The 21,802-nt window shown below is 74.9% G+C and carries 22 protein-coding genes and 1 riboswitch; of the genes, 12 read left to right on the top strand and 10 right to left on the bottom strand.

From position 1 onward, the window contains the following. The first annotated feature begins 72 nt into the window (after window positions 1-72). Window positions 73-168, top strand: a riboswitch (TPP riboswitch). The 4 genes from thiD to ACIQLL_RS08540 all read left to right on the top strand — a co-directional run bounded on the left by thiD (window position 160) and on the right by ACIQLL_RS08540 (window position 5,478). Continuing rightward, the gene (gene thiD, locus ACIQLL_RS08555; protein WP_402465516.1) at window positions 160-1,062 is read left to right on the top strand and encodes a bifunctional hydroxymethylpyrimidine kinase/phosphomethylpyrimidine kinase; all 903 of its coding nucleotides are present in this window, start codon (window positions 160-162) and stop codon (window positions 1,060-1,062) included. Its footprint overlaps the riboswitch before it by 9 nt. A 57-nt stretch (window positions 1,063-1,119) precedes the next feature. After that, a complete protein-coding gene (locus tag ACIQLL_RS08550; protein WP_402465513.1) occupies window positions 1,120-2,982 on the top strand; it encodes an ABC transporter ATP-binding protein in 1,863 nt (620 codons plus the stop codon). Continuing rightward, window positions 2,979-4,811, top strand: a complete 1,833-nt coding sequence (locus ACIQLL_RS08545; RefSeq protein WP_402465510.1) for an ABC transporter ATP-binding protein — start codon at window positions 2,979-2,981, stop codon at window positions 4,809-4,811. Before ACIQLL_RS08550 ends, ACIQLL_RS08545 begins: the two co-directional genes overlap by 4 nt. Before the next feature lie 64 nt (window positions 4,812-4,875). Then, a complete protein-coding gene (locus ACIQLL_RS08540) occupies window positions 4,876-5,478 on the top strand; it encodes a QsdR family transcriptional regulator (RefSeq protein ID WP_402465508.1) in 603 nt (200 codons plus the stop codon). Window positions 5,479-5,537: 59 nt separating this feature from the next. Here ACIQLL_RS08540 and ACIQLL_RS08535 read toward each other — a convergent pair whose 3' ends face one another. Then, on the bottom strand, window positions 5,538-6,482 hold the full coding sequence (locus ACIQLL_RS08535; RefSeq protein ID WP_402465505.1) for a LysR family transcriptional regulator: 945 nt from the start codon (window positions 6,480-6,482) through the stop codon (window positions 5,538-5,540). A gap of 95 nt (window positions 6,483-6,577) precedes the next feature. Between ACIQLL_RS08535 and ACIQLL_RS08530 the strand changes: the two genes are divergently transcribed. The 3 genes from ACIQLL_RS08530 to ACIQLL_RS08520 all read left to right on the top strand — a co-directional run bounded on the left by ACIQLL_RS08530 (window position 6,578) and on the right by ACIQLL_RS08520 (window position 9,732). Then, the gene (locus tag ACIQLL_RS08530) at window positions 6,578-7,579 is read left to right on the top strand and encodes a threonine ammonia-lyase (RefSeq protein ID WP_402465502.1); all 1,002 of its coding nucleotides are present in this window, start codon (window positions 6,578-6,580) and stop codon (window positions 7,577-7,579) included. Window positions 7,580-7,588: 9 nt separating this feature from the next. Then, the gene (locus ACIQLL_RS08525) at window positions 7,589-8,209 is read left to right on the top strand and encodes an L-threonylcarbamoyladenylate synthase (RefSeq protein ID WP_402465499.1); all 621 of its coding nucleotides are present in this window, start codon (window positions 7,589-7,591) and stop codon (window positions 8,207-8,209) included. Between the two features lie 116 nt (window positions 8,210-8,325). Further along, the gene (locus ACIQLL_RS08520) at window positions 8,326-9,732 is read left to right on the top strand and encodes a UTP--glucose-1-phosphate uridylyltransferase (protein WP_402465496.1); all 1,407 of its coding nucleotides are present in this window, start codon (window positions 8,326-8,328) and stop codon (window positions 9,730-9,732) included. A gap of 3 nt (window positions 9,733-9,735) precedes the next feature. Here ACIQLL_RS08520 and ACIQLL_RS08515 read toward each other — a convergent pair whose 3' ends face one another. Beyond that, window positions 9,736-10,395, bottom strand: a complete 660-nt coding sequence (locus ACIQLL_RS08515; RefSeq protein ID WP_402465494.1) for an IMPACT family protein — start codon at window positions 10,393-10,395, stop codon at window positions 9,736-9,738. Between the two features lie 49 nt (window positions 10,396-10,444). Here ACIQLL_RS08515 and ACIQLL_RS08510 point away from each other — a divergent pair, with 49 nt between their 5' ends. The 3 genes from ACIQLL_RS08510 to ACIQLL_RS08500 are packed head-to-tail and all read left to right on the top strand — an operon-like array spanning window position 10,445 to window position 13,057. Then, window positions 10,445-11,077, top strand: coding sequence for an ArsR/SmtB family transcription factor (locus tag ACIQLL_RS08510; protein ID WP_402465491.1), 633 nt, complete (start codon window positions 10,445-10,447; stop codon window positions 11,075-11,077). Beyond that, the gene (locus ACIQLL_RS08505; RefSeq protein WP_402465488.1) at window positions 11,074-12,372 is read left to right on the top strand and encodes an MFS transporter; all 1,299 of its coding nucleotides are present in this window, start codon (window positions 11,074-11,076) and stop codon (window positions 12,370-12,372) included. Before ACIQLL_RS08510 ends, ACIQLL_RS08505 begins: the two co-directional genes overlap by 4 nt. 25 nt (window positions 12,373-12,397) lie before the next feature. Continuing rightward, window positions 12,398-13,057, top strand: a complete 660-nt coding sequence (locus ACIQLL_RS08500) for a hypothetical protein (protein WP_402465485.1) — start codon at window positions 12,398-12,400, stop codon at window positions 13,055-13,057. Between the two features lie 7 nt (window positions 13,058-13,064). Here ACIQLL_RS08500 and ACIQLL_RS08495 read toward each other — a convergent pair whose 3' ends face one another. The 8 genes from ACIQLL_RS08495 to ACIQLL_RS08460 form a co-directional block, all read right to left on the bottom strand. Then, window positions 13,065-13,628 (bottom strand): Dps family protein, encoded by a 564-nt coding sequence (locus ACIQLL_RS08495; protein WP_402465482.1) that lies wholly within the window; start codon window positions 13,626-13,628, stop codon window positions 13,065-13,067. A gap of 146 nt (window positions 13,629-13,774) precedes the next feature. Further along, window positions 13,775-14,446 carry a GNAT family N-acetyltransferase gene (locus ACIQLL_RS08490; protein ID WP_402465480.1) on the bottom strand — a complete coding sequence of 224 codons (672 nt, stop codon included), beginning with the start codon at window positions 14,444-14,446 and terminating at the stop codon, window positions 13,775-13,777. Window positions 14,447-14,450: 4 nt separating this feature from the next. After that, entirely contained in the window at window positions 14,451-15,005 is a 555-nt protein-coding gene (locus ACIQLL_RS08485; protein WP_402465477.1) for a hypothetical protein, read from the bottom strand. Beyond that, entirely contained in the window at window positions 15,002-16,390 is a 1,389-nt protein-coding gene (locus tag ACIQLL_RS08480; RefSeq protein WP_402465474.1) for a DUF58 domain-containing protein, read from the bottom strand. Before ACIQLL_RS08480 ends, ACIQLL_RS08485 begins: the two co-directional genes overlap by 4 nt. Next, window positions 16,387-17,370: an AAA family ATPase gene (locus ACIQLL_RS08475; protein WP_402465472.1), complete on the bottom strand. Its 984-nt coding sequence runs from the start codon at window positions 17,368-17,370 to the stop codon at window positions 16,387-16,389. Before ACIQLL_RS08475 ends, ACIQLL_RS08480 begins: the two co-directional genes overlap by 4 nt. A gap of 8 nt (window positions 17,371-17,378) precedes the next feature. Next, on the bottom strand, window positions 17,379-17,843 hold the full coding sequence (locus ACIQLL_RS08470; protein WP_402465469.1) for a hypothetical protein: 465 nt from the start codon (window positions 17,841-17,843) through the stop codon (window positions 17,379-17,381). Further along, complete coding sequence (locus tag ACIQLL_RS08465; RefSeq protein ID WP_402465467.1) at window positions 17,840-18,559, bottom strand: DUF4129 domain-containing protein; 720 nt, start codon at window positions 18,557-18,559, stop codon at window positions 17,840-17,842. Before ACIQLL_RS08465 ends, ACIQLL_RS08470 begins: the two co-directional genes overlap by 4 nt. After that, window positions 18,556-19,737, bottom strand: coding sequence for a DUF3866 family protein (locus ACIQLL_RS08460; protein ID WP_402465465.1), 1,182 nt, complete (start codon window positions 19,735-19,737; stop codon window positions 18,556-18,558). Before ACIQLL_RS08460 ends, ACIQLL_RS08465 begins: the two co-directional genes overlap by 4 nt. Before the next feature lie 35 nt (window positions 19,738-19,772). On the opposite strand from ACIQLL_RS08460, the gene ACIQLL_RS08455 reads away from it, so the two are divergent. Together ACIQLL_RS08455 and ACIQLL_RS08450 are read left to right on the top strand one after the other, a co-directional pair. Continuing rightward, a complete protein-coding gene (locus ACIQLL_RS08455; RefSeq protein ID WP_402465463.1) occupies window positions 19,773-20,825 on the top strand; it encodes a helix-turn-helix transcriptional regulator in 1,053 nt (350 codons plus the stop codon). Then, window positions 20,818-21,798 carry a helix-turn-helix transcriptional regulator gene (locus ACIQLL_RS08450; RefSeq protein ID WP_402465461.1) on the top strand — a complete coding sequence of 327 codons (981 nt, stop codon included), beginning with the start codon at window positions 20,818-20,820 and terminating at the stop codon, window positions 21,796-21,798. The genes ACIQLL_RS08455 and ACIQLL_RS08450 overlap by 8 nt, the downstream gene beginning before the upstream one ends. The last annotated feature ends 4 nt before the right edge of the window (window positions 21,799-21,802 follow it).

Raw genomic sequence — 21,802 nt, 5'->3', positions numbered from 1 at the left:
GGATCACCGGTGCGCGGCTTCCGCAGCGGCGGTGAGACGGCATCTCGCGCGGCGTGGGTCGCGCTACGGTGGCCGCACGACACGGGGTGCGCCCGCCAGGGAGCTGAGATCACACCCGTCGAACCTGATGCAGTCCGTACTGACGAAGGGATGTCGCCGGTGTCCGACGCCGTGCCCACCGACCTCCGGCCCGCCGCACCGGGAGTTGCCGCCCGACGGGTGCCCGTACCGGGCCGTCGCCCCGTGCCCCGGGTGCTGGCGGTCGCGGGTTCCGACCCCAGCGGGGGCGCCGGGATCCAGGCCGACCTGAAGTCCGTCGCCGCGGCCGGCGGCTACGGGATGGCCGCGGTGACGGCACTGACCGCTCAGAGCACCCGGGGGGTGACCGGGGTGCACGTGCCGCCGCCCGCCTTCCTCGCCCAGCAGCTCGCCACGCTCAGCGCCGACGTGGCGATCGACGCGGTGAAGATCGGGATGCTGGCCTCCGCGGAGGTGGCGGCGGTGGTGGCGGACTGGCTGGCCTCCGGTCCCGGCGTCGAGCCCGGGGCGGGGCGGCCACCCGTCGTGCTCGACCCGGTCATGGTCGCCACCTCCGGGGACCGCCTGCTCGACGCCGCCGCCCAGGACGCCGTGCGTGACCTGCTCGACCACGCCGACGTCGTCACCCCCAACGTGCCCGAGCTCGCCGTGCTGCTGGCCGAGCCGCAGGCCGTCGACTGGGAGGGCGTGCTGGAGCAGGCGACCCGTCTCGCCGCGCGGCACGGCGTCCTGGTGGTCGCCAAGGGCGGTCACCTGGACGGCAGCACGGTGCTCGACGCGCTCGTGGGGCCGACCGGGTCGGTCGCCGAGCTCGCGGCGCCTCGCGTGCGCACGTCCAGCACGCACGGCACCGGGTGCTCGCTGTCCAGCGGGCTGGCGACCCGCTACGCGGCCGGCGGGGACTGGTGCCGTGCGCTGCGCGAGACCAAGGAGTGGCTGACGGCCGCGATCGCCGCCGGGGAGGAGCTGGAGGTCGGGCGCGGGCACGGTCCGGTGGACCACTTCGTGAGGCTGCGGCCCTGACGTGCCGGAGCGTGCCCGGAGCAAACATGTCGGTGCCCGGTGCGACAATGGACGGCGATGCCCACCAGCCCGACCGAAGACCGCCGCGCCCCCGCGGGATCGCACCTCGGCACGATCTCGTCCGTCCTGCGCCTGCTGCCCTACGTCCGTCCCGTGCTGCCACGCCTCGTCGGTGGCCTCGTCGCCGCCCTCGGGGCCAGCCTCGCCGCACTGGCCATCCCGCGCGTGCTGCAGGTGCTGGTGGAGGGCCCGCTCGCCGCCGGGGTGGCCGCGCACGACCTGACCTCGCTCGTGTGGCCCACCCTGGCGGTGCTCGGCCTCGGGCTCGCCGAGGCCGGCCTCATCCTGCTGCGTCGCAACCTCGTGATGTACCCCGGCACCCGGGTCGAGGCCGAGCTGCGCATGGTCCTGTTCCGGCACCTGCTCCAGCTGCCCGCCGCCTTCCACGACCGCTGGCCCGGCGGACAGCTGCTCAGCCGCTCGATGAGCGACCTCGGCCTCCTGCGCCGCTGGCTCGTCTTCGGTCTCCTCCAGCTGGTCGTGTCCAGCATCACCATCGTCGTCGGCGTCGGCATCCTGCTGGCCACGGCCGGCTGGCTCGGTCTGGTCTACCTCGCCGGTGCGATCCCCGTGACGATCATCGCCTTCCGCTTCTCCCGCCGGTACCGGGTCATCGCACGCCTCTCCCAGGACCAGAACGGCGACCTGGCCAACACCGTCGAGGAGTCGGTGCACGGCATCCGGGTGCTCAAGGCCTTCGGGCGCGGCGAGGACGCCCTCGACTCCTTCTCCGGGCAGGCCGAGGAGCTGCGCCGCACCGAGATCCGCAAGGCGGGCAACCAGGCCACCGTCACCACGTCCCTGCAGCTCATCCCCGAGCTCACCCTGGCGGTGTGCCTCGTCCTGGGCGTCTGGCTCGCCGCCGAGGGGCAGATCACCGTCGGGGCGCTCGCGGCCTTCTTCCTCACCGCCGCCGTCATCAACGGCCCCGTGGTCGAGCTCGGCATGACGCTGTCGATGACGCTCAACGCCCGCACCGCCGTCGACCGCTTCTTCGAGGTCGTCGAGACACCCAACCCCCTGACGGACCCCGACCGCCCCTGCGAGCTCGGAGCCGTGCGGGGCGAGGTCACGCTACGCGACGTCGGGTTCCGCCACGCCGACGACGACCGGCCGGTGCTGGAACACCTCGACCTCGACCTGCCCGCCGGCACCACCACCGCGCTGGTCGGCCTCACCGGCTCCGGCAAGTCCACCCTGGCGATGCTGCTGCCCCGCATCCACGACGTGACCTCCGGCGCCGTCCTGCTCGACGGCGTCGACGTGCGGGACCTGCGACGCCAGGACGTGCGTCGCGCCGTCGCCGTCGCCTTCGAGGAACCCACGCTGTTCTCCACCACGGTGCGGGAGAACGTCCTGCTCGGGGTCGACCCCGCGCTGCCGGACGCCGCCCGGGAGGACCTCCTGCAGGAAGCCGTCGAGGTCGCCCAGGCAGGGTTCGTCCACGACCTGCCGCAGGGCCTGGACACGCGCATCGGTGAGGAAGGCCTGTCGCTCTCCGGCGGGCAGCGACAACGCCTCGCCCTGGCCCGGGCCATCGCCGCCCGGCCGCGGGTCCTGGTCCTCGACGACCCCCTCTCCGCGCTCGACGTCACCACGGAGGAAGCCGTCACCGCCCGGCTGCACCAGGTCCTGACCGGCACCACCAACCTCGTCATCGCCCACCGTCCCTCGACGGTGGCGCTCGCGGACCGGGTCGCGGTGCTCGACGGCGGCCGGATCACCGCCGTGGGGACGCACCGCGAGCTGCTCGCCACGGACGCCCACTACCGCTACGTCATCGCCTCCCTGGAGGAGGACTGGGTCGAGCACGAGCAGGAGCGTACCCAGGACGCCGACGAGGAGGAGGTGGCCCGATGAGCCGCGACGAGCACACCGCCAGGCGCCGTCCGACCGACGCCGCGGCCGACGACACGACCGGACTCGACCAGGACGCCTCCCGGGCGGTGCGGAGCCGGTCGCTGCGCCTGCTCGGTCAGCTGCTGCGGCCCCGGGGGCGCATGCTGGCGTGGGCGGGGCTGCTCGTGGTGGTCAGCACGCTCGGCCAGGTCGCCGGGCCCCTGCTGGTCCAGGCCGCCATCGACACCGCGCTGCCCGCGCTGCGTGACGGCGACCCGGGGCGGCTGGTCGCCGTCGGCGGCGCCTACGTGCTGGCGGCCGTGCTGGGCGGGATCTGTGCCGGCGCGTACGTGCGCGCCGCGGCGCGGGTCGCGCAGAGCGTCCTGTTCGAGCTGCGACGCCGGGTGTTCCGGCACACGCAACGCCTGTCGCTGGAGTTCCACGAGTCGTACACCTCGGGGCGGGTCATCAGCCGGCAGACCTCCGACCTCGAGGCGTTGCGCGAGCTCTTCGACGGCGGCCTGACGGGCGTGGTGTCCTCCCTGATGCTCATGGTCTTCACCGCGGGCGCCCTGTTCTACGTGGACTGGCGTTCCGGTCTGGTGCTGGCGGTGGCTCTCGTGCCGGCGTGGCTGCTGACACGCTGGTTCCAGCGCACGTCACAGCTCTACTACCGTGAGCAGCGCACGGCGTCGGCCCGGCTCATCGTGACCTTCGTCGAGACGATGACCGGCATGCGGGCCGTCCAGGCGTTCCGCCGCGAGTCCGTCAGCGGCGCCGCCTACGAGCGGCTCGGCGAGGAGTACCGGGACGCGAACCTGAGGATCTTCGGCGTCAACGGCCGCTACCAGCCCGGTCTGGTGCTCATCGGCAACGTCACCGTCGCGGTCGCGCTGGCCTACGGGGGCTGGCGGGTCGTGGAGGGGCAGCTCGACGTCGGTGCGCTGGTGGCGGTGCTGCTCTACGTCAAGCGCTTCTTCCAGCCGATCCAGCAGCTCGGCATGTTCTACAACGCGCTCCAGTCGGCGGTGGCGGCCCTGGAGAAGGTCTCCGGGCTCCTGGCGGAGGAGCCGACGGTCGTCGAGCCGGAGGAGCCGACGCCGTTGCCGTCGGCGCGGGGCGACGTCCGCCTCGAGGACGTCACGTTCGCCTACGGTGACGGCCCGGTGGTGCTGCCCGATCTGGACCTGACCATCCCCGCCGGGCAGACGGTCGCGCTGGTGGGGTCGACGGGTGCGGGCAAGTCCACGCTGGCCAAGCTGGTGACCCGGTTCTACGACGCGAGCTCGGGCCGGGTGCAGCTGGACGGGGTGGACGTGCGCGACCTCTCGACGTCGGACCTGCGGCGGGCGGTGGTGATGGTGACCCAGGAGGCCTACCTGTTCAGCGGCTCCGTGCGCGAGAACATCGCGCTGGGGCGCCCGGACGCCAGCGACGCCGAAGTCGAGGCGGCCGCTCGAGCCGTCGGTGTGCACGACTTCGTGATGTCGATGCCGCAGGGTTACGCCACCGAGGTGAACAAGCGCGGCGGTCGGGTGTCCGCCGGACAGCGACAGCTCCTCAGCTTCGCCCGGGCGTTCCTGGCCGATCCTGCGGTGCTGGTGCTGGACGAGGCCACGAGCTCGCTCGACGTGCCGGGGGAGCGGTTGGTGCAGCGCGGCCTGCAGACGCTGCTGGCCGACCGGACGGCGATCATCATCGCCCACCGGCTCTCGACGGTGGACGTGGCCGACCGGGTGCTGGTCATGGAGCACGGACGCATCGTCGAGGACGGCACCCCGGCGGACCTCGTGGCCGGCCGGGGGCGGTTCGCGGCCATGAACGCCGCCTGGCAGGACTCGCTCGTCTAGGCTTCCCAGCAGACCGACCGGACGGTATGCTCGCTCCACCCGTTCGTGGAAGAGGTGCGACATCGTGGTCGACGTCCGAGAGCAGCACACCGGCGCCCGAGGCCGGGTCATCACCTACCCGGTGGCCCTGCGCGCCGCCCGACGCCGGTTCCTGGCATCCGGAGGGTTGGCGATGGAGCAGCTCACCGAGGACCTGTGGGTCAGCAGGGCGACGCTCTACCGGGTCGTGGGCAGCCGCGACCGGTTGCTGGGCGACGTGCTCTGGCAGCTCGCCGCGCGCACGCTCGACCTGGCGCGCGCGGCGGCCGACGGCGCGGGCCTGCGCGGCGTCGAGCGGTTGCTGGACGTCGCGCGGCGGTTCGACGACGAGGTCGGCGAGTTCGAGCCGTTGCAGAAGTACCTCGCCGTGGACCCCGGGGACGCGACGCGGATCCTCTTCGGCGCCACCGCCGGGGTGCACGTGCGCAACGTGGAGGCCTGGGTCGCACTGCTGCGGCGGGAGCTGGACGCCGGCGAGATCGACTCGCTGCCCTTCTCCGTCCCGGAGACCGCGTTCGCGTTCGTGCGGATCGGCGAGTCCATCGTGTACGGGTCGATGCTGGCCGGGATCCAGCCCGACCGGCGGCTGGGGGAGGATCTGCGCCGTACCGTCCTGCTCTCGCGCTGACCGCGCCGGCCTGCCGCGTGCCGACGCACGCACCGTGCAGTCGGTGCGCCCCGCGGGATCTACGGCGCGCCGGCCGCCACCAGGTGCTCGACGAGCGCTCGCGCCGGCGGGGCCGGTGCGCCGACGGTGAGCGCGTGCACCCGCCGGACGGCGCCGGGGAGCGGCGTCGCCACGACGTCGGGATGCCGGTGCGCACGCAGCGCGAGACCCGGGAGCAGGCTGACTCCCGCGCCGGCGGCCACGAGGGCCTGCACCGCCACGTAGTCGTCGGTCTCGAAGGCGATCTGCGGGGCGAAGCCCGCGGCGGCGCACCGCGACACCAGGTCGGCACGGCACCGTTCGCAACCGGCGATCCAGGCCTCGGGCTCGACGGTGCGCAGCAACGAGGCCGCGCGGCGGGCCGACGGGCCGGAGGCCGTGGGAACCGCAGCGCGCCGGGTGACCAGGTGCACGACGTCGTCGAGCACGTGCGTGCTGTCGAAGCCGGAGAGGTCCTCGGTCCTGCGCCCGCGGTGCCCGGGGTCGTCGTGCTCGAACACGAGCGCGACGTCGGCCTCGCCGGAACGCAGCGCCGCGATGGCCTCCGGCGGTTCCGCCTCGACCAGGCCCACGCCGAGTCCCGGGTGGGCGTCGCGCAGCCGCGTGACGCCGTCGGGCACGATCGTGGCCAGGGCCGACGGGAAGGCGGCGAGACGAGCCCGACCGGCCCGCAGCCCGGCGAGGGCGTCGAGCTCGCGTTGCGCGCTGCCGACGCGCGCGATGATCTCCTCGGCCCGGTCGGCGAGCAGTCGGCCCGCCTCCGTGAGGCGCACGCCGCGGCCCACGCGTTCGAGCAGCGGGATGCCCGCCTCGGTCTCCAGACGGGCCAGGTGATGGCTCACGGACGGCTGGGCGTAGTGCAGCTCGCGCGCGGCAGCGGTGACCGATCCCGTCCGTGCGACCGCGGCGAGCACCCGCAGGCGGGTCAGGTCGAGCTGGGCGGTGGGCGGCGGGACGTCGGCCATGCATCCAGGCTACCGCCCATCGATCGACGGATGCGATGTCACCGGCAGAAACTTGACATTGGACCTATGTATCCGACCCGGTCGACCATGGAGACATGGAACTCATCGCGCCGACCGTGACCGACGTCGTCGCCGCCCAGCGTCGCCTGGCCGGGCTCGTCGTCCGTACCCCTGCCTCCTCCTGGACGGCGCTCGACCGCGCCGTGCACCGGGCCGGGGCCGTCGGGGCGAGCGTCGTCGTCAAGCAGGAGAACCTGCAGCACACCGGCGCGTTCAAGGTGCGTGGGGCCCTCAACCTCCTGCTGCAGCTGCCACCGGCTGCCCGGGACGCAGGGATCGTGGGCTACTCGACCGGGAACCACGCCCAGGCGCTGGCCTACGCGGCCCGGCACGTGGGTGCGCCCTGCACCATCGTGATGCCGACCGACCCGAACCCGGTCAAGGAGCGCGCCGTGCGGGACCTCGGGGCCGAGGTCGTGCTGCACGGTGAGCGCTTGGAGGACGCCTGCGCCCACGCGGGCACGCTGGCCGACGCGCGCGGAGCGCGCCTGGTCAGCGCCGCCGACGAACCGGACCTGGTGGCCGGCGTGGCCACCGCGACCCTCGAGCTGCTCCAGCAGGTGCCCGACCTCGACGTCCTCGTCGTCCCGGTCGGCGGCGGTTCCGGTGCGGCGGCCGCGTGCGTCGTCGCCGCGGCGCTGGCCCCGGGCCTCGAGGTCGTGGCCGTCCAGGCCGCGGCGTCCCCGGCGGCCCACGACTCGTGGCGTGCCGGCGAGCTGGTCGCCCGACCGAACCGGACCCGCGCGGAAGGGCTCGCCGTCGGGCGGGGCTTCGCGCTGACCCAGGGGGTGCTCCGTCGGCACCTGAGCGACTTCCTGCTCGTCGACGACGACGCGATCACCCGTGGCCAGCACGCCTACCTCACCGCGGCGCGCACCGTCGCCGAGGGCGCCGGTGCTGCCGCGCTGTCGGCCGTGCTGACGCACCCCGAGCGGTTCGCCGGACGTCGCACCGGCGTGGTCTGCTCGGGCGGGAACGCGAGCGAGGCCGAGCTCCGGCGGGCGTTGACCTGCGACGCGACGGCGGTGCCGGCGTAGTCTGACGGGATGGCTCGCCTCGTGGAGATCCACCCCGTCGACCCGCAGCCGCGCCTGGTCACCCAGGTCGTCGAGAGCCTGGAGGGCGGCGGACTCCTCGCGTACCCGACCGACTCGGGCTACGCGCTCGGGTGCCGGATCGGCCAGCACGACGGCACCGAGCGCATCCGGCAGATCCGCCGCCTCGACGCCAAGCACCACTTCACGCTGGTGTGCTGCGACTTCGCCCAGCTCGGCCAGCTCGTCCGCCTCGACAACTCGGCCTTCCGGGCGATCAAGGCGGCCACGCCCGGGCCGTACACCTTCATCCTGCCGGCGACCTCCGAGGTACCCCGGCGTCTGGCCCACCCCAAGAAGAAGACGGTGGGCGTGCGGATCCCGGACTCCCGCGTCGTCCAGGCGCTCCTGCGCGAGCTCGGTGAGCCGCTGCTCAGCTCCACGCTCATCCTTCCCGAGCACACCGAGCCGATGACGCAGGCGTGGGAGGTCGCCGAGGCGCTCGACCGCGTCGTCGACGTCATCGTGGACGCCGGTGACGTCGTCGCCGAGCCGACGACGGTCGTGGACTGGTCGGCGGGATACCCGGAGGTGGTCCGCGTGGGCGCGGGAGACCCGGAGCCCTTCGAGTAGGTCGTCCGCCGGGGTGCCCGGCGGCGACGGTCTCCTCCCGCGGCCCGAGCCCACACCTACGCCCACGTCGCGGATCGTTCATCCGCCCGACACCGGCCCCGGTTAGGGTGCTGACCATGAGCGATCAGGGACTCGAGCTGGCCCGAGAGAAGATGCAGGACGCGGGTGTCGCACCGGCTGCCGTCGACGTGTTCACCCGCTTCTACCGGCTGCTGGAGGAGGGGGCCAGCGGGTACGTCCGCGAGGACGACGTCGAACCGCTGACGGGGTTGACCCGCCACGCGGACCTCGAGGTCGGCGCGCAGGAGGCGGCCGACGCGCTGGCGAAGACGGCCGTCATCAAGCTCAACGGCGGCCTCGGCACGTCCATGGGCATGGACCGGGCCAAGTCGCTGCTGACGGTGCGACGCTCCGCGCAGGGCGAGGACCTGACGTTCCTCGACGTCATCGTCCGCCAGGTGCGCGCGGCGCGTGCGGCCACCGGCGCCCGGCTGCCGCTGGTGCTGATGAACTCGTTCCGCACCCAGGACGACACGCTGGCGGCGTTGTCGGCCTACGACGACGTCGCGGTCGAGGGGCTGCCGCTGGACTTCCTGCAGAACCGCGAGCCCAAGCTGCGGGCCGACACGCTGGAACCGGTCGACTGGCCCGCCGATCCCACGTTGGAGTGGTGCCCGCCCGGGCACGGCGACCTCTACCCGGCGCTGCACGCCCACGGCGTCGTGCACGCGCTCCTGGACGCCGGCTTCCGGTACGCCAGCGTCTCCAACTCGGACAACCTCGGTGCCGCCCCGACCGCGGAGATCGCCGCCTGGTTCGCGGCGTCCGGCGCACCGTACGCCGCGGAGATGTGCCTCAAGACGCCCGCCGACGTCAAGGGGGGCCAGCTGGTCGTGCGCACGGCGGACGGCCGCATCATCCAGCGCGAGACGGCGCAGACGCACCCGGACGACATGGACGTCTCGCTCGACCCGCAGCGCCACCGCTACTTCCACACCAACAACCTCTGGTTCGACCTGGAGGCCCTGGCCGCCGAGCTGGACCGGACCGGCGGAGTCCTCGAGCTGCCCCTGATCCGCAACGCCAAGACGGTGGACCCGACGGACCCCTCCTCACCCGAGGTCGTGCAGATCGAGTCGGCGATGGGCGCGGCCGTGGCGGTGTTCGAGGGGGCGACGGCGATCGAGGTCGGGCGGGAGCGGTTCCTGCCGGTCAAGACGACGAGCGACCTGCTGCTGCTGCGGTCCGACGTCTACGAGCTCACCGACGACTACCGCCTGGTCGCCCAGGTCGAGGCCCCTCTGGTGCAGCTGTCGAAGACGTACAAGACGATCGGCGCGTTCGACGAACGCTTCCCCGCGGGTCCGCCGTCGTTGCGCGGAGCCACCGGGCTGGCCGTCCAGGGCGACTGGACGTTCGGCGGCGGGGTGGTGGCCGAGGGCGACGCCGCGCTGGCGGAGCCCGAGGGGGGAGCGGGCACGGTGCCCGACGGCGCCACGGTCACCGGTTCCGGGATCGTCTGACGGTCACGCGGGGACGTCGACGACCCGTTCGCCGCCCGCCGTGGGCGTGAGCCTCCCCGCGGTGGCCGCGGCGACGTCGTGGCGCAGGCGGTCGACGTCGCCCGGCGGCACGAGGAGGGTCAGTCTCGCGGACTCGCCGTACTGCGTGTGCGCCACCACCGCCCCGTGCGCGGCCGCCCAGTCGCGCAGGAGGTGCTCCAGCCGTCCGGCGTCGGCGTGCGGTGCGTCCAGCGTGACCTCGACCAGACGGCGGCGGGCGAGGATCGCGCCGTCCTGCTCGGCATCGTCGAGCGCAGCGGCCACCGCGCCGGAGTAGGCGCGCACCAGCCCGCCGGCGCCGAGCAGGACACCGCCGAAGTAGCGCGAGACGACGGCGACGACGTCCGTCATCCGGCGGTGCCGCAGCACCTCGAGCATCGGCACCCCCGCGGTGCCCGTCGGTTCGCCGTCGTCGCTGGAACGCTGGGTGTCGGCCTGCACGCCGAGCACCACGGCCAGGCAGTGGTGGCGCGCGTCCCAGCGCTCCGTGCGCACGCGGCCGACGACGGCGTCGGCCGCGGCGGCGTCGGAGGCGGGAGCGAGGTGGGCCAGGAACCGGGACCGCTTGATCACCAGCTCGCGGTCGACGGGCCGCGACAGGCTGCGGGGCAGCGGTGAGGACATGAGCCGATCCTATCTTGAAAGAGATCTTTCGAAAGAGTACTTTCGATGGATGACCGACGATCGACGGGACACCGGGCCCGAGCTGCCGTGGCCGGCGCGAGAGATCACCGATCCGCGCGAGCTCAGGGCGCTCGCCCATCCCGTGCGCTTCGCGCTGCTCGACCTGCTCGCCGAGGGCCCGCTCACCGCCACGCAGTGCGCGGAGCGGCTGGGGGAGACGCCCTCGAACTGCTCCTACCACCTGCGACAGCTCGCGAGGTACGGCCACGTCCGTCCGGCCGAGGGTGGTCACGGCCGGGAGCGACCGTGGCGCGCGAGGGACGAGGGGATCACGTGGGACGAGACGTCCCCCGCTGCCGAGGCGGCGGCCACGGCCCTGGGCGAGATGGTCGACCGGTTCCGGTTCGACTCGTGGCGCAGCTATCGCCACCGGCGCCACCTCGAGCCCGACGCGTGGCGGCGCGCGGCGCTGTCCACCGACGTCGTCTCGTGGCTCACGCCGGAGGAGCTCCGGCAGGTGACCCAGGGCATCTACGACCTGTTCGCGGCGTTCGAGCACCGCGACCACGACGCGGCCGCACGCCCCGCGGGCGCCCGCGCCGTCCGGTTCTTCGCCTACGCCTGGGCAGGCGGCGCGGGGCGTGCCGACGACGATGCGGAGGCAGCCGGAGACCCGTCGTGAGCGCGACCCGGGCCGAGGCGCTGGTCCGGACGCGACGTCGGTTCGTCGTCCTGACGGCGTGGCGGTGGCTCCCCCTCGGGCTGGTCGTCCCCGTGCTGGTCCTGCTGCTGCGCGAACGGGGCATGGACCTGGCGACGACCGGAGCGCTGGTCGCCGTCTACAGTGTCGCGACGCTGCTGCTGGAGCTGCCGACCGGCGGCCTGGCGGACGTGGTGGGTCGGCGTCCGGTGCTGGCCGCCTCCTCGGTGCTCGGCGTCCTGGCCACCGCCCTGTTCGCCGTCGCCCCGTCCGCCGGGCTGCTCGTCGTGGCGTACGTGGCGCTCGGCGTCTCGAGGGCGCTCGACTCCGGGCCGCTGCAGGCCTGGTACGTCGACGCGGTGCAGGCCGTCGACCCGGCGGCCGACCTGCGCCGCGGACTGTCCCGCGCCGGGGTCGCGGAGGCCCTCGGTCTGGGCGTCGGCTCCGTGCTCAGCGGCCTCCTCGTGGCGGTCTCGCCCTTCCCCGACGACGGAGGTGTCCTGGTCGCGCTCTCCACCCCGTTCCTCGTGGCCGCGGCACTGGGTGCCGTGCACCTGGTCATGGTGCTGCTCTGGGTGTCGCCGGTCGGCGACCGACCGCGCGCGACCTGGCGGAGCGTCCTCGCCGACGTCCCCTCGACCGTCGTCCGCGGTGCCCGGCTCGCCACGCGCCGTGCCGTGCTGCGGCGGATCGTGCTCGGCACGGCCGCGCTGGGGGTGGCGCTGGCAGGTATCGAGCTCCTCGCGCCCACCGGCATGGCCGCGCTGCTCGGCGGCGAGTCCCGAGCAGCGGCGACGTACTCCGTCCTCGTGGCGGGCGGGTTCGCGGGCACCGCGGTCGGTGCCGGCCTCGCGCCGTGGCTGGGACGGGTCGCCGGGTCCGCGCCGAGAGGCGTGCTCGCCGTGCTCCTGCTCGCGGCGGTGGCGCTCGCCGTCCTCGCGACGCCCGTGCTCGGCGTCGCGGCGACGGCGTTCGTGATCTTCTACCTCGCGCTCGGTGCCGGCGGTCCGCTGCTGGACGAGCTGACGCACCGGGCGGTGACGTCGGGGGAGCGGGCCACGGTGCTCTCGGTGAGGTCCATGGCCCTGCAGTCGGGCGGCGTGGTGGCGAGCCTGGGTGTCGGTGCTCTCGTCCAGGCGTCCACGACCGCCGTCGGTCTCGGCGTGCTGGCTGCCGTGCTCGCCCTGGGCGCGTCGGCGATGGTGCGCTGGCCGTCCGAGCGTGAACCGGCGGTCGGGGCCGTGCTCGACACGCCGCGACACGCCGTTGAGAAATAGTGTGCCAAGCGGCTAGGATCGACCCATGGAGGATCGACCGCGCGCACCCGGAGCCGGGACTGCCGACCGCTACCCACGCCCCACGGTGTCTCTCGCCGAGGCCGAGTGGGTCTGGCAGCAGCTGTCCGTCGAGGCGCTGCGTCCGGACGGCAAGCCGGAGACGGTGCGGCTCGCCGTCGTCGCGGGGCTGACGAGGGCCACAGGAGCCCGCTACGGCGACCTGTTGCGCGTGCGGGCCGAGGACCTCGAGCTGGGCCCGCGGGTGGTCTCGCCCCGCGGCCGGGTGGCCGGCGACCGGCCGGTGGGGGAGGGCAGCGTGCTGGTGCGCCACGGCAAGCACCGCACGCTGCGCCGGCACCGCGTCCCGACCGAGGTGATGGTGGTCCTGCGGCACTGGATGGTGGTGCGGACCGAGCTCGCCGCCGATCTCGAGGGGTCGGTGCCCCGCGCGCTGCTGCTCACCGTGCACCACACGCACGACAACGGCACCACCGTCTCGAGCGGCCTGCCCATCACGCGCCAGGGTCTCGTGCTGTCCTGGCGTCGGTTCGTGCTGCGGACGAACGCGCGGCACGGGGCCACCCGCCCGCCGCTCCCGACCCGGTTCGAGCAGGTGCGGCGGGCGTGGACCTCGGCGGGCCTGGTCGACCCGGGGACGCCGCTCGACCCGCCGTCGACCGGCTGAGGGCTGCTCAGGCCTCCCGCGCCTGCCGTGCCGCAGCCTTCTCGCTCGTGGCGCCCGCGGTGGACAGGTCGCCGCCGGCGCTCTCGAGGTGGGCCCGGACGAACCAGTGGAAGAGCTCGAGCTCGTGCAGGTGCCCGATGAGCAGGTCGTTGGTGACGTCGTCGAGATCGGCGACGTCCTTCGCGGCCTGGCGGTGGGTGCTGATCACGCCCTGGTAGACCTCGTCGAGGGCGCCGAGGTGCTCGATGGCGGTGGCCCGGCCGAGGTGGTAGTCCTCCCAGCTGCGCTGTGCGACGAGGGCACCAGGGGTGCCCACCGGTGCCACCCCCAGGGTGGCGATGCGCTCGGCGACGGCGTCGGTCATCGCACGGACGGCGTCGACCTGGGGGTCGAGCATCTCGTGCACCGCGATGAAGTGCGGTCCGACGACGTTCCAGTGCACGTGCTTCAGGGTCAGGTGGAGGTCCGTGAGGGAGTTGAGACGGTCCTGGAGGATGGCGGCGACCGCGCCGCCGTCCTCGGGGGACATCGAGGGGACCGTGTAGGTGGGGACCGGCGACTGGTCGGCCATGGCGCGCTCCGTCCTGAGTGGGATGAGGTGACGCGCCCATGCTGCCTCCGTGGTCCGACGCGGGCGACCTGGGAAATAAATAGTGTGCCAAGCACCTCACGATGACCTCGCAGGTGCACCGCGGCCACAGCCCCGACGGCCCGGGGTCAGCTCGTGGCGATGCCCAGGAGGGGAGCCGCCGGACGGTGGGACGGCAGCTCGGTGAATCCCAGCCGGTCGTAGAAGGCCCGGGCTCCGGTGTTGGCCGGGTCGTAGCCCAGGTGGACACCGGCCACGCCCTGTTCCGCCAGGGCGTGGCGGATCGTGTCGATGAGGCGTCGGCCCAGCCCGTGTCCCTGCGCCTCCGGGACCAGGTCGATGTGCAGGTGCGCGGGATGCGTCACCAGCTCCCCGCGCACCAGGCTCCGCACCATCCGCTGCGGGTCGGCGCCGTCGTGCAGCAGCGCGGCCTCGCTGTAGCCGGGGTTCGCGCCCGTCGTCGGGCCCGGACCGGGGTGTCGCTCCACGAAGCCCGGCGTCCACTCCTGCTCCCACCACAGCGCGAACGCCGCGGTGTCCGCCACGGCGAGGACGTAGCCCAGCGCACGGCCGTCGTCGACGGTCAGCACGTCGCTCGGCGTGCCGGGCTCCTGGTCCACGACGACGAAGGCCAGCTCGGGGGAGTGGTCGACGTAGGGCAGGGCGTACACCTCCGGCATCAGCGAGTCGTCGGAGTAGACCCCTCGCGCGTCACCGCCCCCAGCGGCCGTGCGGACGCAGATCTCTGCGACGGCGCCGCGGTCGGTGGGACGGTAGGGGCGGATGGTGATGGCGGCCATCGGGTCATCGTGGCAGCAGGGACCACCCCAGGACCACCAGCGCCGTGCCGCCGACGACGACGAGCCCGCCCACCGCTGCGGCGCCGAGGGCCCACGCGGCCCCGCCCAGCACCACGGTGGCGCCGACCACCACGAGGTCCCGGCCGGCGGCTGCTCCCCACGCCGCGGTCTCGACCCGCGTACGCCATCCCACGTGCTGGGCCCACCACCCGAGCCGCACCGTCAGGTACGCCAGGGGCGCGATCCCCAGGACCGCCACGTCGAACGGCCCCGACGAACCCAGGAGCGTGACGCCCGCCAGGACCACGGCCAGGTGGGACGGCACGGGTCCGGGTCGCAGCACCGTCCACACGGCCAGGCCGAGGGCGATCACCGTGCACAGCGCGGGCAGGACCTCGGTGCGTGACCCGGCCGCCCACGCCAGGCCCGCGACGGCCAGGGCCGCGGCCGTCTTCAGGACGCCGCCGGGCAGCGCGGGGCCGTGCTCGACCTCGACCGGCGGCAGCGGACGCTCCTGGCGGCGGCGGTTCAGGTCCCGCACCTCGGCGAGGAGGCTCATCGGCCGCCACCGCCGGCCAGGTGCACCGGGGCCGAACGGTGCCGCTCGGCCGCCTTGACCAGCAGCTCCAGTCGCGCCGCGGCGCTGCGTCGTGCCGGACCGGCCCACGGCACGACCGGGACGCCCTCGGCGGCGAGCAGGTTCAGCCGGTCGGCCCGCTCCATCGAGGTGACCCGCCAGGCGATCCGCAGGTGCTCGCCGTGGACGGGGCGCACCACCGGCAAGGTGTCCACGACCACCACGCGGTGCCCGCCGTCGTGCCAGGTGCGGGCCAGGTCGACCGATTCGTCGTCCAGCGCGGTCGTGAACAGGTAGACGATGGCGTCGGCGGGCACCTGAGGTGCGCGCAGCCGCCGGGCGGGTACGCCGTGCGGGCTGCTCGTCGCCAGGGCGTGCAGGATCCGACGCAGCTGTCGGCGTCCTCCGGTGGGCGGCACCGGGCGGCGGCGGCGGCCGAGGTCCTCGAGACCGACCCGGTCGCCGGCGTCGACGACGGCCGTGGCGACGGACGCCGCAGCGTGGCGCGCCAGGTCGAGCGACGTCGGTTCGTCCACCCGTTGCGGCCCGCTGCCGCGCCAGGTCGTGAGGTCGGGGCCGACGTCGTCGCGCGAGTCGAGCACCAGCATGGTGGTGGCCTCCGCGGTGGCGTACGTCCGGCGGACGTAGATCTCGTCCAGCTCGGGGGACCGCCGTGCCGTGGTCCGCCAGTCGATCCGGCGCAGCCGGTCGCCGGGTGTGAACGGGTGGACGTCCCGCAGCTCGTCGCCGTCGCCGAGGCGCCGCGACGTGTGCGGCCCGGTCAGACCCCGGAGCCGGTACGGCAGCGGCACGCGACCGAGCGGCATGGCCGTCGGCAGGACGAGGCGTTCGGGCGCCGTCGCGCGCATCGGGTCCTCGGTCGTGGCACCGCCCGCGCCGTGCCCGCGGGCGTCGGCCACGAAGGTCGGCTGCGGTCCGGTGCGCCGGGTGACCAGCCGCAGCCCCAGCTCGCGACGCTCCGCCCGCACCACCACCTCGGTCCGCCGGTGCCCCGGCGCCCAGACCCGGGCCTGCAGCAGCTCCGTGCCCGGCGTGGGGTCCAGCACGAGCGTCGACCGGATCTCCCCGGGCGCCGTCGGAGCGGTCCCGGAGACCATCTCGACGCGCGTCGGCCTGTCCCCGCCGGTCGCGGTCGGAGCACCGGGCCGGCCCCGCCACACGGCGCCGAGAAGGACGGGCGCTCCCAGCAGCGCCACGTCGGCTCGGCCCGCCACGAGCCCGAGGGCCACGAGGACGATGCCGACGGCGGCGCCGAGGACGCCGTACCGGGTGGTGCGCCACACCTCGCCGTCCCCGGGCGGGGCCTCGCCGTCCCGAGCCGCGGGCACCGGGGAGGGGGACGTCACCGGGACGTCCTCACGGTGGCGGGACCGGGCACCGTCCCGAGGATCTCGGTCACGAGGTCCTCGGGACGCACCGCCGAGGCCCACGCCGTCGGGGTGAGCGTGAGCCGGTGCGCCAGCACGGGGACGGCCACGCGCTTCACGTCCTCGGGGAGCACGAAGTCCCGCCCGTCGAGCGCCGCACCGGCGCGGGCCATCAGCAACAGGTTCTGCGACCCCCGGGGTGAGGCCCCGACCTCCAGAGCGGTGTGCCGCCGGGTCGCGGCGACCAGGTCCACGCAGTAGGCGGCGATGTCCGGGTCGACCTCGGCGGCCTCGACGCCGGCCTGCATCGCCAGCACCGTCGGCGCGTCGACCACCCGCTGCACCGGGGCGGCCTCCTGCCGCCGGGCGACACGGCGCATCAGCACGTCACGTTCCTGCTCCCGGTCCGGGTACCCGACGGCCAGCCGGACCATGAAGCGGTCGAGCTGTGCCTCGGGCAGCGGGTACGTGCCCTCGTACTCCACGGGGTTGGAGGTGGCGACCACGTGGAACGGCCGAGGCAGGGGACGGGTGACGCCCTCGGCGGAGACCTGGCGCTCGGCCATCGCCTCCAGCAGCGCCGACTGGGTCTTGGGGGCGGTGCGGTTGATCTCGTCGGCGAGGAACAACCCGGTGAACACCGGTCCCGGACGGAACACGAACTCCCGGGTGGCCGGGTCGAACACGCTCGAGCCCGTGACGTCGCTGGGCAGCAGGTCCGGGGTGCACTGCAGTCGGGTGAAGTCGAGGCCGAGCGCGGTGGCCAGCGACCGCGCGGCCAGAGTCTTGCCGAGTCCGGGCACGTCCTCGAAGAGCACGTGCCCACCGGCCAGCACGGCCGCGAGCGCCATCTCGAGGGTGTCGCGCATGCCGACGACGGCGGTCTCGATCTCGTCGAGGACGGCGCGGCCGTGGGCGGCGACGTCGGGCAGGGGCAGGGCGGCGGGGTGGGGTGTCATGCGTGCCTTCAGCGTCGTGGGGGGTCGGTGAGCCGGTCGAGGGCGTCGAGCCAGTGGTGCAGGGTGCGTGGGGTGGGTGGGTGGGTGGAGCGGAGTCCGTCCAGGACGTCGGCGCCGAGGATCTCTGCGGCGCGGGCGTGCTGGGCGGGGTCGTCGGGGTCGATGCCGTGGTGGGCGAGCCGTGCGGCGGCGAGGGTGGCGACGCGCCGGGTGACGCGGGGGGAGACGCGGCCGTCGCGGGTGAAGGCGGCCCAGCCGAGGTCGGAGACGTCGCGGCGTGCGCCGTCGCGCTGTTCGTCGGGTGCGGTGGGCCAGTCGGGGTGCTCGCCGTGGTCGAGCGCGGCCCAGGCGTACCAGGTGGCGAGGGCGGCGGCGGGCAGGGCGAGGGCGTGGACGGGGTCGAGGGTTCCGGTGGTGGCGAGCAGGAGGGCGACGAGGAGCGTGATCGCGACGGGCAGGTGGCGGCGGGTCATGTCGGTGTCCCGGTGCGGTGGTCCTCGAGGGCGCGGGCGATCCCGGTCAGTGCGGCTCGTGCGGCCTCGACCTGGGCGGGTCGGGTGGGGTGGCCGGTGAACCGGGCCTGCTGGTACAGGGTGCGCAGCGTGGCGGTGGCGTCGGGTGGTGCGGGGGTGCGTCCGAGGACGTCCTGGGTGAACTCGGTGGGTGTCTGGGCGGGGTGGCGGCGGGTGCCGTGCTCGGCGGCGACCTCCTCGAGGGCGATCCAGGCGGCGACGACGGCGTCGTCGGGTGTGGGTGCGTCCTCGAGGTGTGCGAGGGCTCGGGTGACGGCGTCGGTGAGCTCGGGCAGGGGGACGACGGGGGCGTCGGTGCCGGGTGCGGCCTCACCGGCGTCGAGGTGGTCGGGGTCGGGGGGTGGTGGGGGTGCGTCGCGCAGGGCGGTGACGAGGCGTCGGCCGCCGTACCAGAGCAGCAGGGCGAGGGCGAGGGCTGCGAGCGCCAGGAGGGCGGTGAGCAGGACGTCGTGGTCCTGGCCGCTGCTGGTGTCCTGGGGCGCGGGGGAGGGGGCGACCGGGGGCTGGGTCGCCGCGGGCGGGGTGAGGTCGGCGCTGTCGAGGAGGGCGTCGGGCAGGTGGACGGTCCAGGGGGTGGCGGCCGCGGCGCCGAGGACGGCGAGCCCGACGAGGCCGAACAGGACGGCGGGGTGGCGGACGGCGTCGCGCGGTCTCATGTGAGGCTCTGGGCGTGCCGGCCGGCGGCGTAGGCGGCGACGAACGCCGCGGGGTCGGCGTCCAGGTCGCGGCCCATGGTGGACAGGCGGACGGGGGTCCGGCGCAGGACGTCGAGTGCGTGGGTGTCGACGGCCTGCTCCACGACGCGGTGGCGGGCGGCGAGGGTGGCGGCCTGGGTGCGGATGCGGGCGGTGAGGTCGGCGCCCCAGGCGGGGCGGTCCTCGAGCTGCGGGTCGGGTCGGGGCACGACGACGTCGGCGGGGGTGAGCGCGACGCGGCCGTAGGCGGTCAGGGAGTGGTGGGAGACGCCGAGGTGGCGGTCGCGGGGATCGGCACCCGAGACGCGCAGGGAGGCGACCGCCCGCCCGCCGAGGGTGGCCGCGGCGTTGACGGCCTCGCCGGCGGCCACGCCGGAGAACCCCCAGCGGGTGCCGGTGCCGAGGTTGCCGGGGCCCTGGGCGACGACGACGAGGTCGGCGTGGGCGACGTGCCGGGCGGCGAGCAGTCCGGTGTGCACGGTGACGGCCTCCAGGTCGCCGCCGAACGCCTGCCCCGCGGTGATGGTGGTGGTCAGCCAGCCGGTCTCGCGCAGGGTCGCGACGGTGCGGGAGAACGCGGCGGGCAGCGCGCCGCCGTCGGTCATGAGGTAGGCGACGCGCGGGGCGGGGGCGCCGGCGCGTTCGGCCGTGTCGCGGGCGCCGGCGACGATCGCCGGCAGTGCGGAGTGCAGGTCGGCCACCACGACGGGCAGCCCCGCGAGGTCGTCGGCGTCCTGCAGCGTGCTGTGGTGCTCGGACTCCTGCTCGTCGACGCCGAGCACCATGGCCTGCAGCGGGGTGTACCGCGCCTTGACGAGGTGCCCGGGTCCGGGGGGCGGGTCGGCGGGCAGGCCGTCGCGGGGGGCGACGACGAGGGCGTAGCCGCCGGTGCCGAGCCCCCGGGCGAGGGCGGAGACGTTGAGCTGGAGGCGGTCCCCGACGTCGGGGTCGCCCACCAGGGTGGTGTAGGCGAGCGCGCGCACCTGGTCGGTCACGCCGTCGGGCAGCGGTGCGGTGAGCCGCACGGTGAGCTCGCGGGCCCCGGGGTGGGCGTGGCCGCGGGCGGTCACGGTGCCGCTGCGCCAGGTCAGGTGCGCGGCGCGGTGGTCGGGGGAGGTTGGCGTCGGCCCTGTCGTCACCCGGAACAGCGTACCGGCGGCTAACGTGGGGCCCGATGAGTGCTGGCAACGAGTCGGGCGCGGCCACCCGACCGGACGAGCGCCTGCTGAACCTCGTGATCGCGCTGGTGAACACCTCGGGCGCGATGACCAAGCAGCAGGTGCGCGCCCGCGTGCACGGCTACGACGCGGCGTCCTCGACGGACGCCTTCGAGCGGATGTTCGAGCGGGACAAGGACACCCTGCGGGCGCTGGGTGTGCCGATCGTCACCGTGGAGGGATCGGGTCACAGCGAGGACGTCGGCTACCGCATCGACAACGAGGCGTACGCGCTGCCGCCGGTCGACCTGACACCCGCGGAGCTGGGCGTGGTGGCGCTGGCCGCCCAGCTGTGGTCGGACAAGACGCTGCGCACGGACATGTCGCGGGCGATGACGAAGCTGGCCGCGGCCGGGGCCGGGGACGCCGCCGGTGAGCTGGTGGCGGGGCTCGCACCACGGGTGCGGGCGGCCGGCGACGCGTACGGGCCGCTGCTGGAGGCGATCTCGGAGCGTCGTGCGGTGACGTTCCGCTACCGTGCGGCCAGCACGGGGCAGGTGCGGTCCCGACGGGTGGAGCCGTGGCGGATCGCGGCCCGCGGTGGCGGCTGGTACGTGGTGGGCCACGACCTGGACCGCGCCGCGGTGCGGGTGTTCCGCCTGTCCCGCATCGACGGGCGGGTGCGCCTCGGCCCGACGCCCGGTACCTACGAGATCCCCGACCGGGTGGACGTCGACGCCGCCCTGGGTTCGCGGGTGGGTGCCGAACGCACGGCGGTGCTGGCCGTGGCCCCCGAGCGGGCCACGGCGCTGCGGGCACGGTCGACGCCCGGGGACGACACGTCGGCGGCCGGGCATGCCGTTCCCGCCGGCAGGGACCTGATCAGCGTGCCCTTCCGCACCCTGACGGGCCTGGCGGACGAGGTGGCGGGGTACGGCGCCGCGGTGGTGGTGCTGGCGCCGGACGACCTGCGCACCGAGGTGCTGCGCCGGCTGGAGGCCGCCGCCGCCCTGGACCGTCGTCGCGAGCGGGCGACGACCGGAGCGGAGCAGGAGCAGGCGCATGGCTGAGCGGGCGGACGACCGGCTGGTGCGGCTCCTGGGCATCGTGGCGTACCTGGACGGCGCGGGCACGGTGGGCCTGGAGGAGCTGGCGCGGCGCTTCGGCGTCACGGCGGAGCGCATCCGGGAGGACATCGACGCGCTGTGGGTCACCGGCACCCCCGGCTACATGCCGGACGACCTGATCGACTTCGACGCGTTCTCCCTCGAGGAGGGCCTGGTCACCCTCGTGCAGGGGCGCGGCCTGACCCGACCCCTGCGGCTCGGCACCCGCGAGGCCGTGGCCCTGGTCGCCGCGCTGCGCGCGATGCGCACCACCCCCGCGGTGCGCGCCGACGCCGACCGCACCGCCGTCGTCGTCTCCGCGCTGGACAAGCTCACGGCCGCCACCGGGGAGGCCGCCGCCGCGGTGGACGTGCGTCTGGGACGCGACGAGGACGAGCGCACCCTGGCCGTGCTGACCCGGGCGCTGGCCGACGGCCGGCGGGTCCGGCTGCGGTACGTCGACGCCGCGGACACCACGAGCGAGCGGGAGGTGGACCCGCTGCGGCTGCTCACCCAGGCCGAGGCCACCTACCTCGTCGGTTGGTGCTACCGCGCCGCGGACCGGCGCACCTTCCGGGTGGACCGCATCCTGAGCGCCGATCTGCTCGACCGACCGGTCGCCGCGCACACCGTGGACGCCGAGGTCGACCCGCTCGCCCAGGTCGTGGCCGACGCCGGCCCCTCGGCACCGCGGGCGCGGCTCCACCTGGCCTCCGCTGCCCGCTGGGTGGCCGAGGAGGTGCCGGTCGAGGACGTCACCGACCTGCCGGACGGGTCCTTCGAGGTGACGCTGCGCGTGACGAACCCCGCCTGGCTGCGCCGGCTGCTGCTGACCAACGCGCCGGACGTGCTGGCGGTGACCCCGGCGGAGGTCGCCGCGGACGTCGCCGCGGCGGCGCGGGCGGCGCTGGACGCCTACGCCGCCCCACCCCGATAGGGTG

Origin of the sequence: Isoptericola aurantiacus, assembly GCF_044769875.1 — a bacterium.
Taxonomy (GTDB): domain Bacteria; phylum Actinomycetota; class Actinomycetes; order Actinomycetales; family Cellulomonadaceae; genus Isoptericola; species Isoptericola aurantiacus.
The sequence above is the reverse complement of the archived record's forward strand: the minus strand, read 5'-3'. Positions and strand labels throughout refer to the sequence as shown.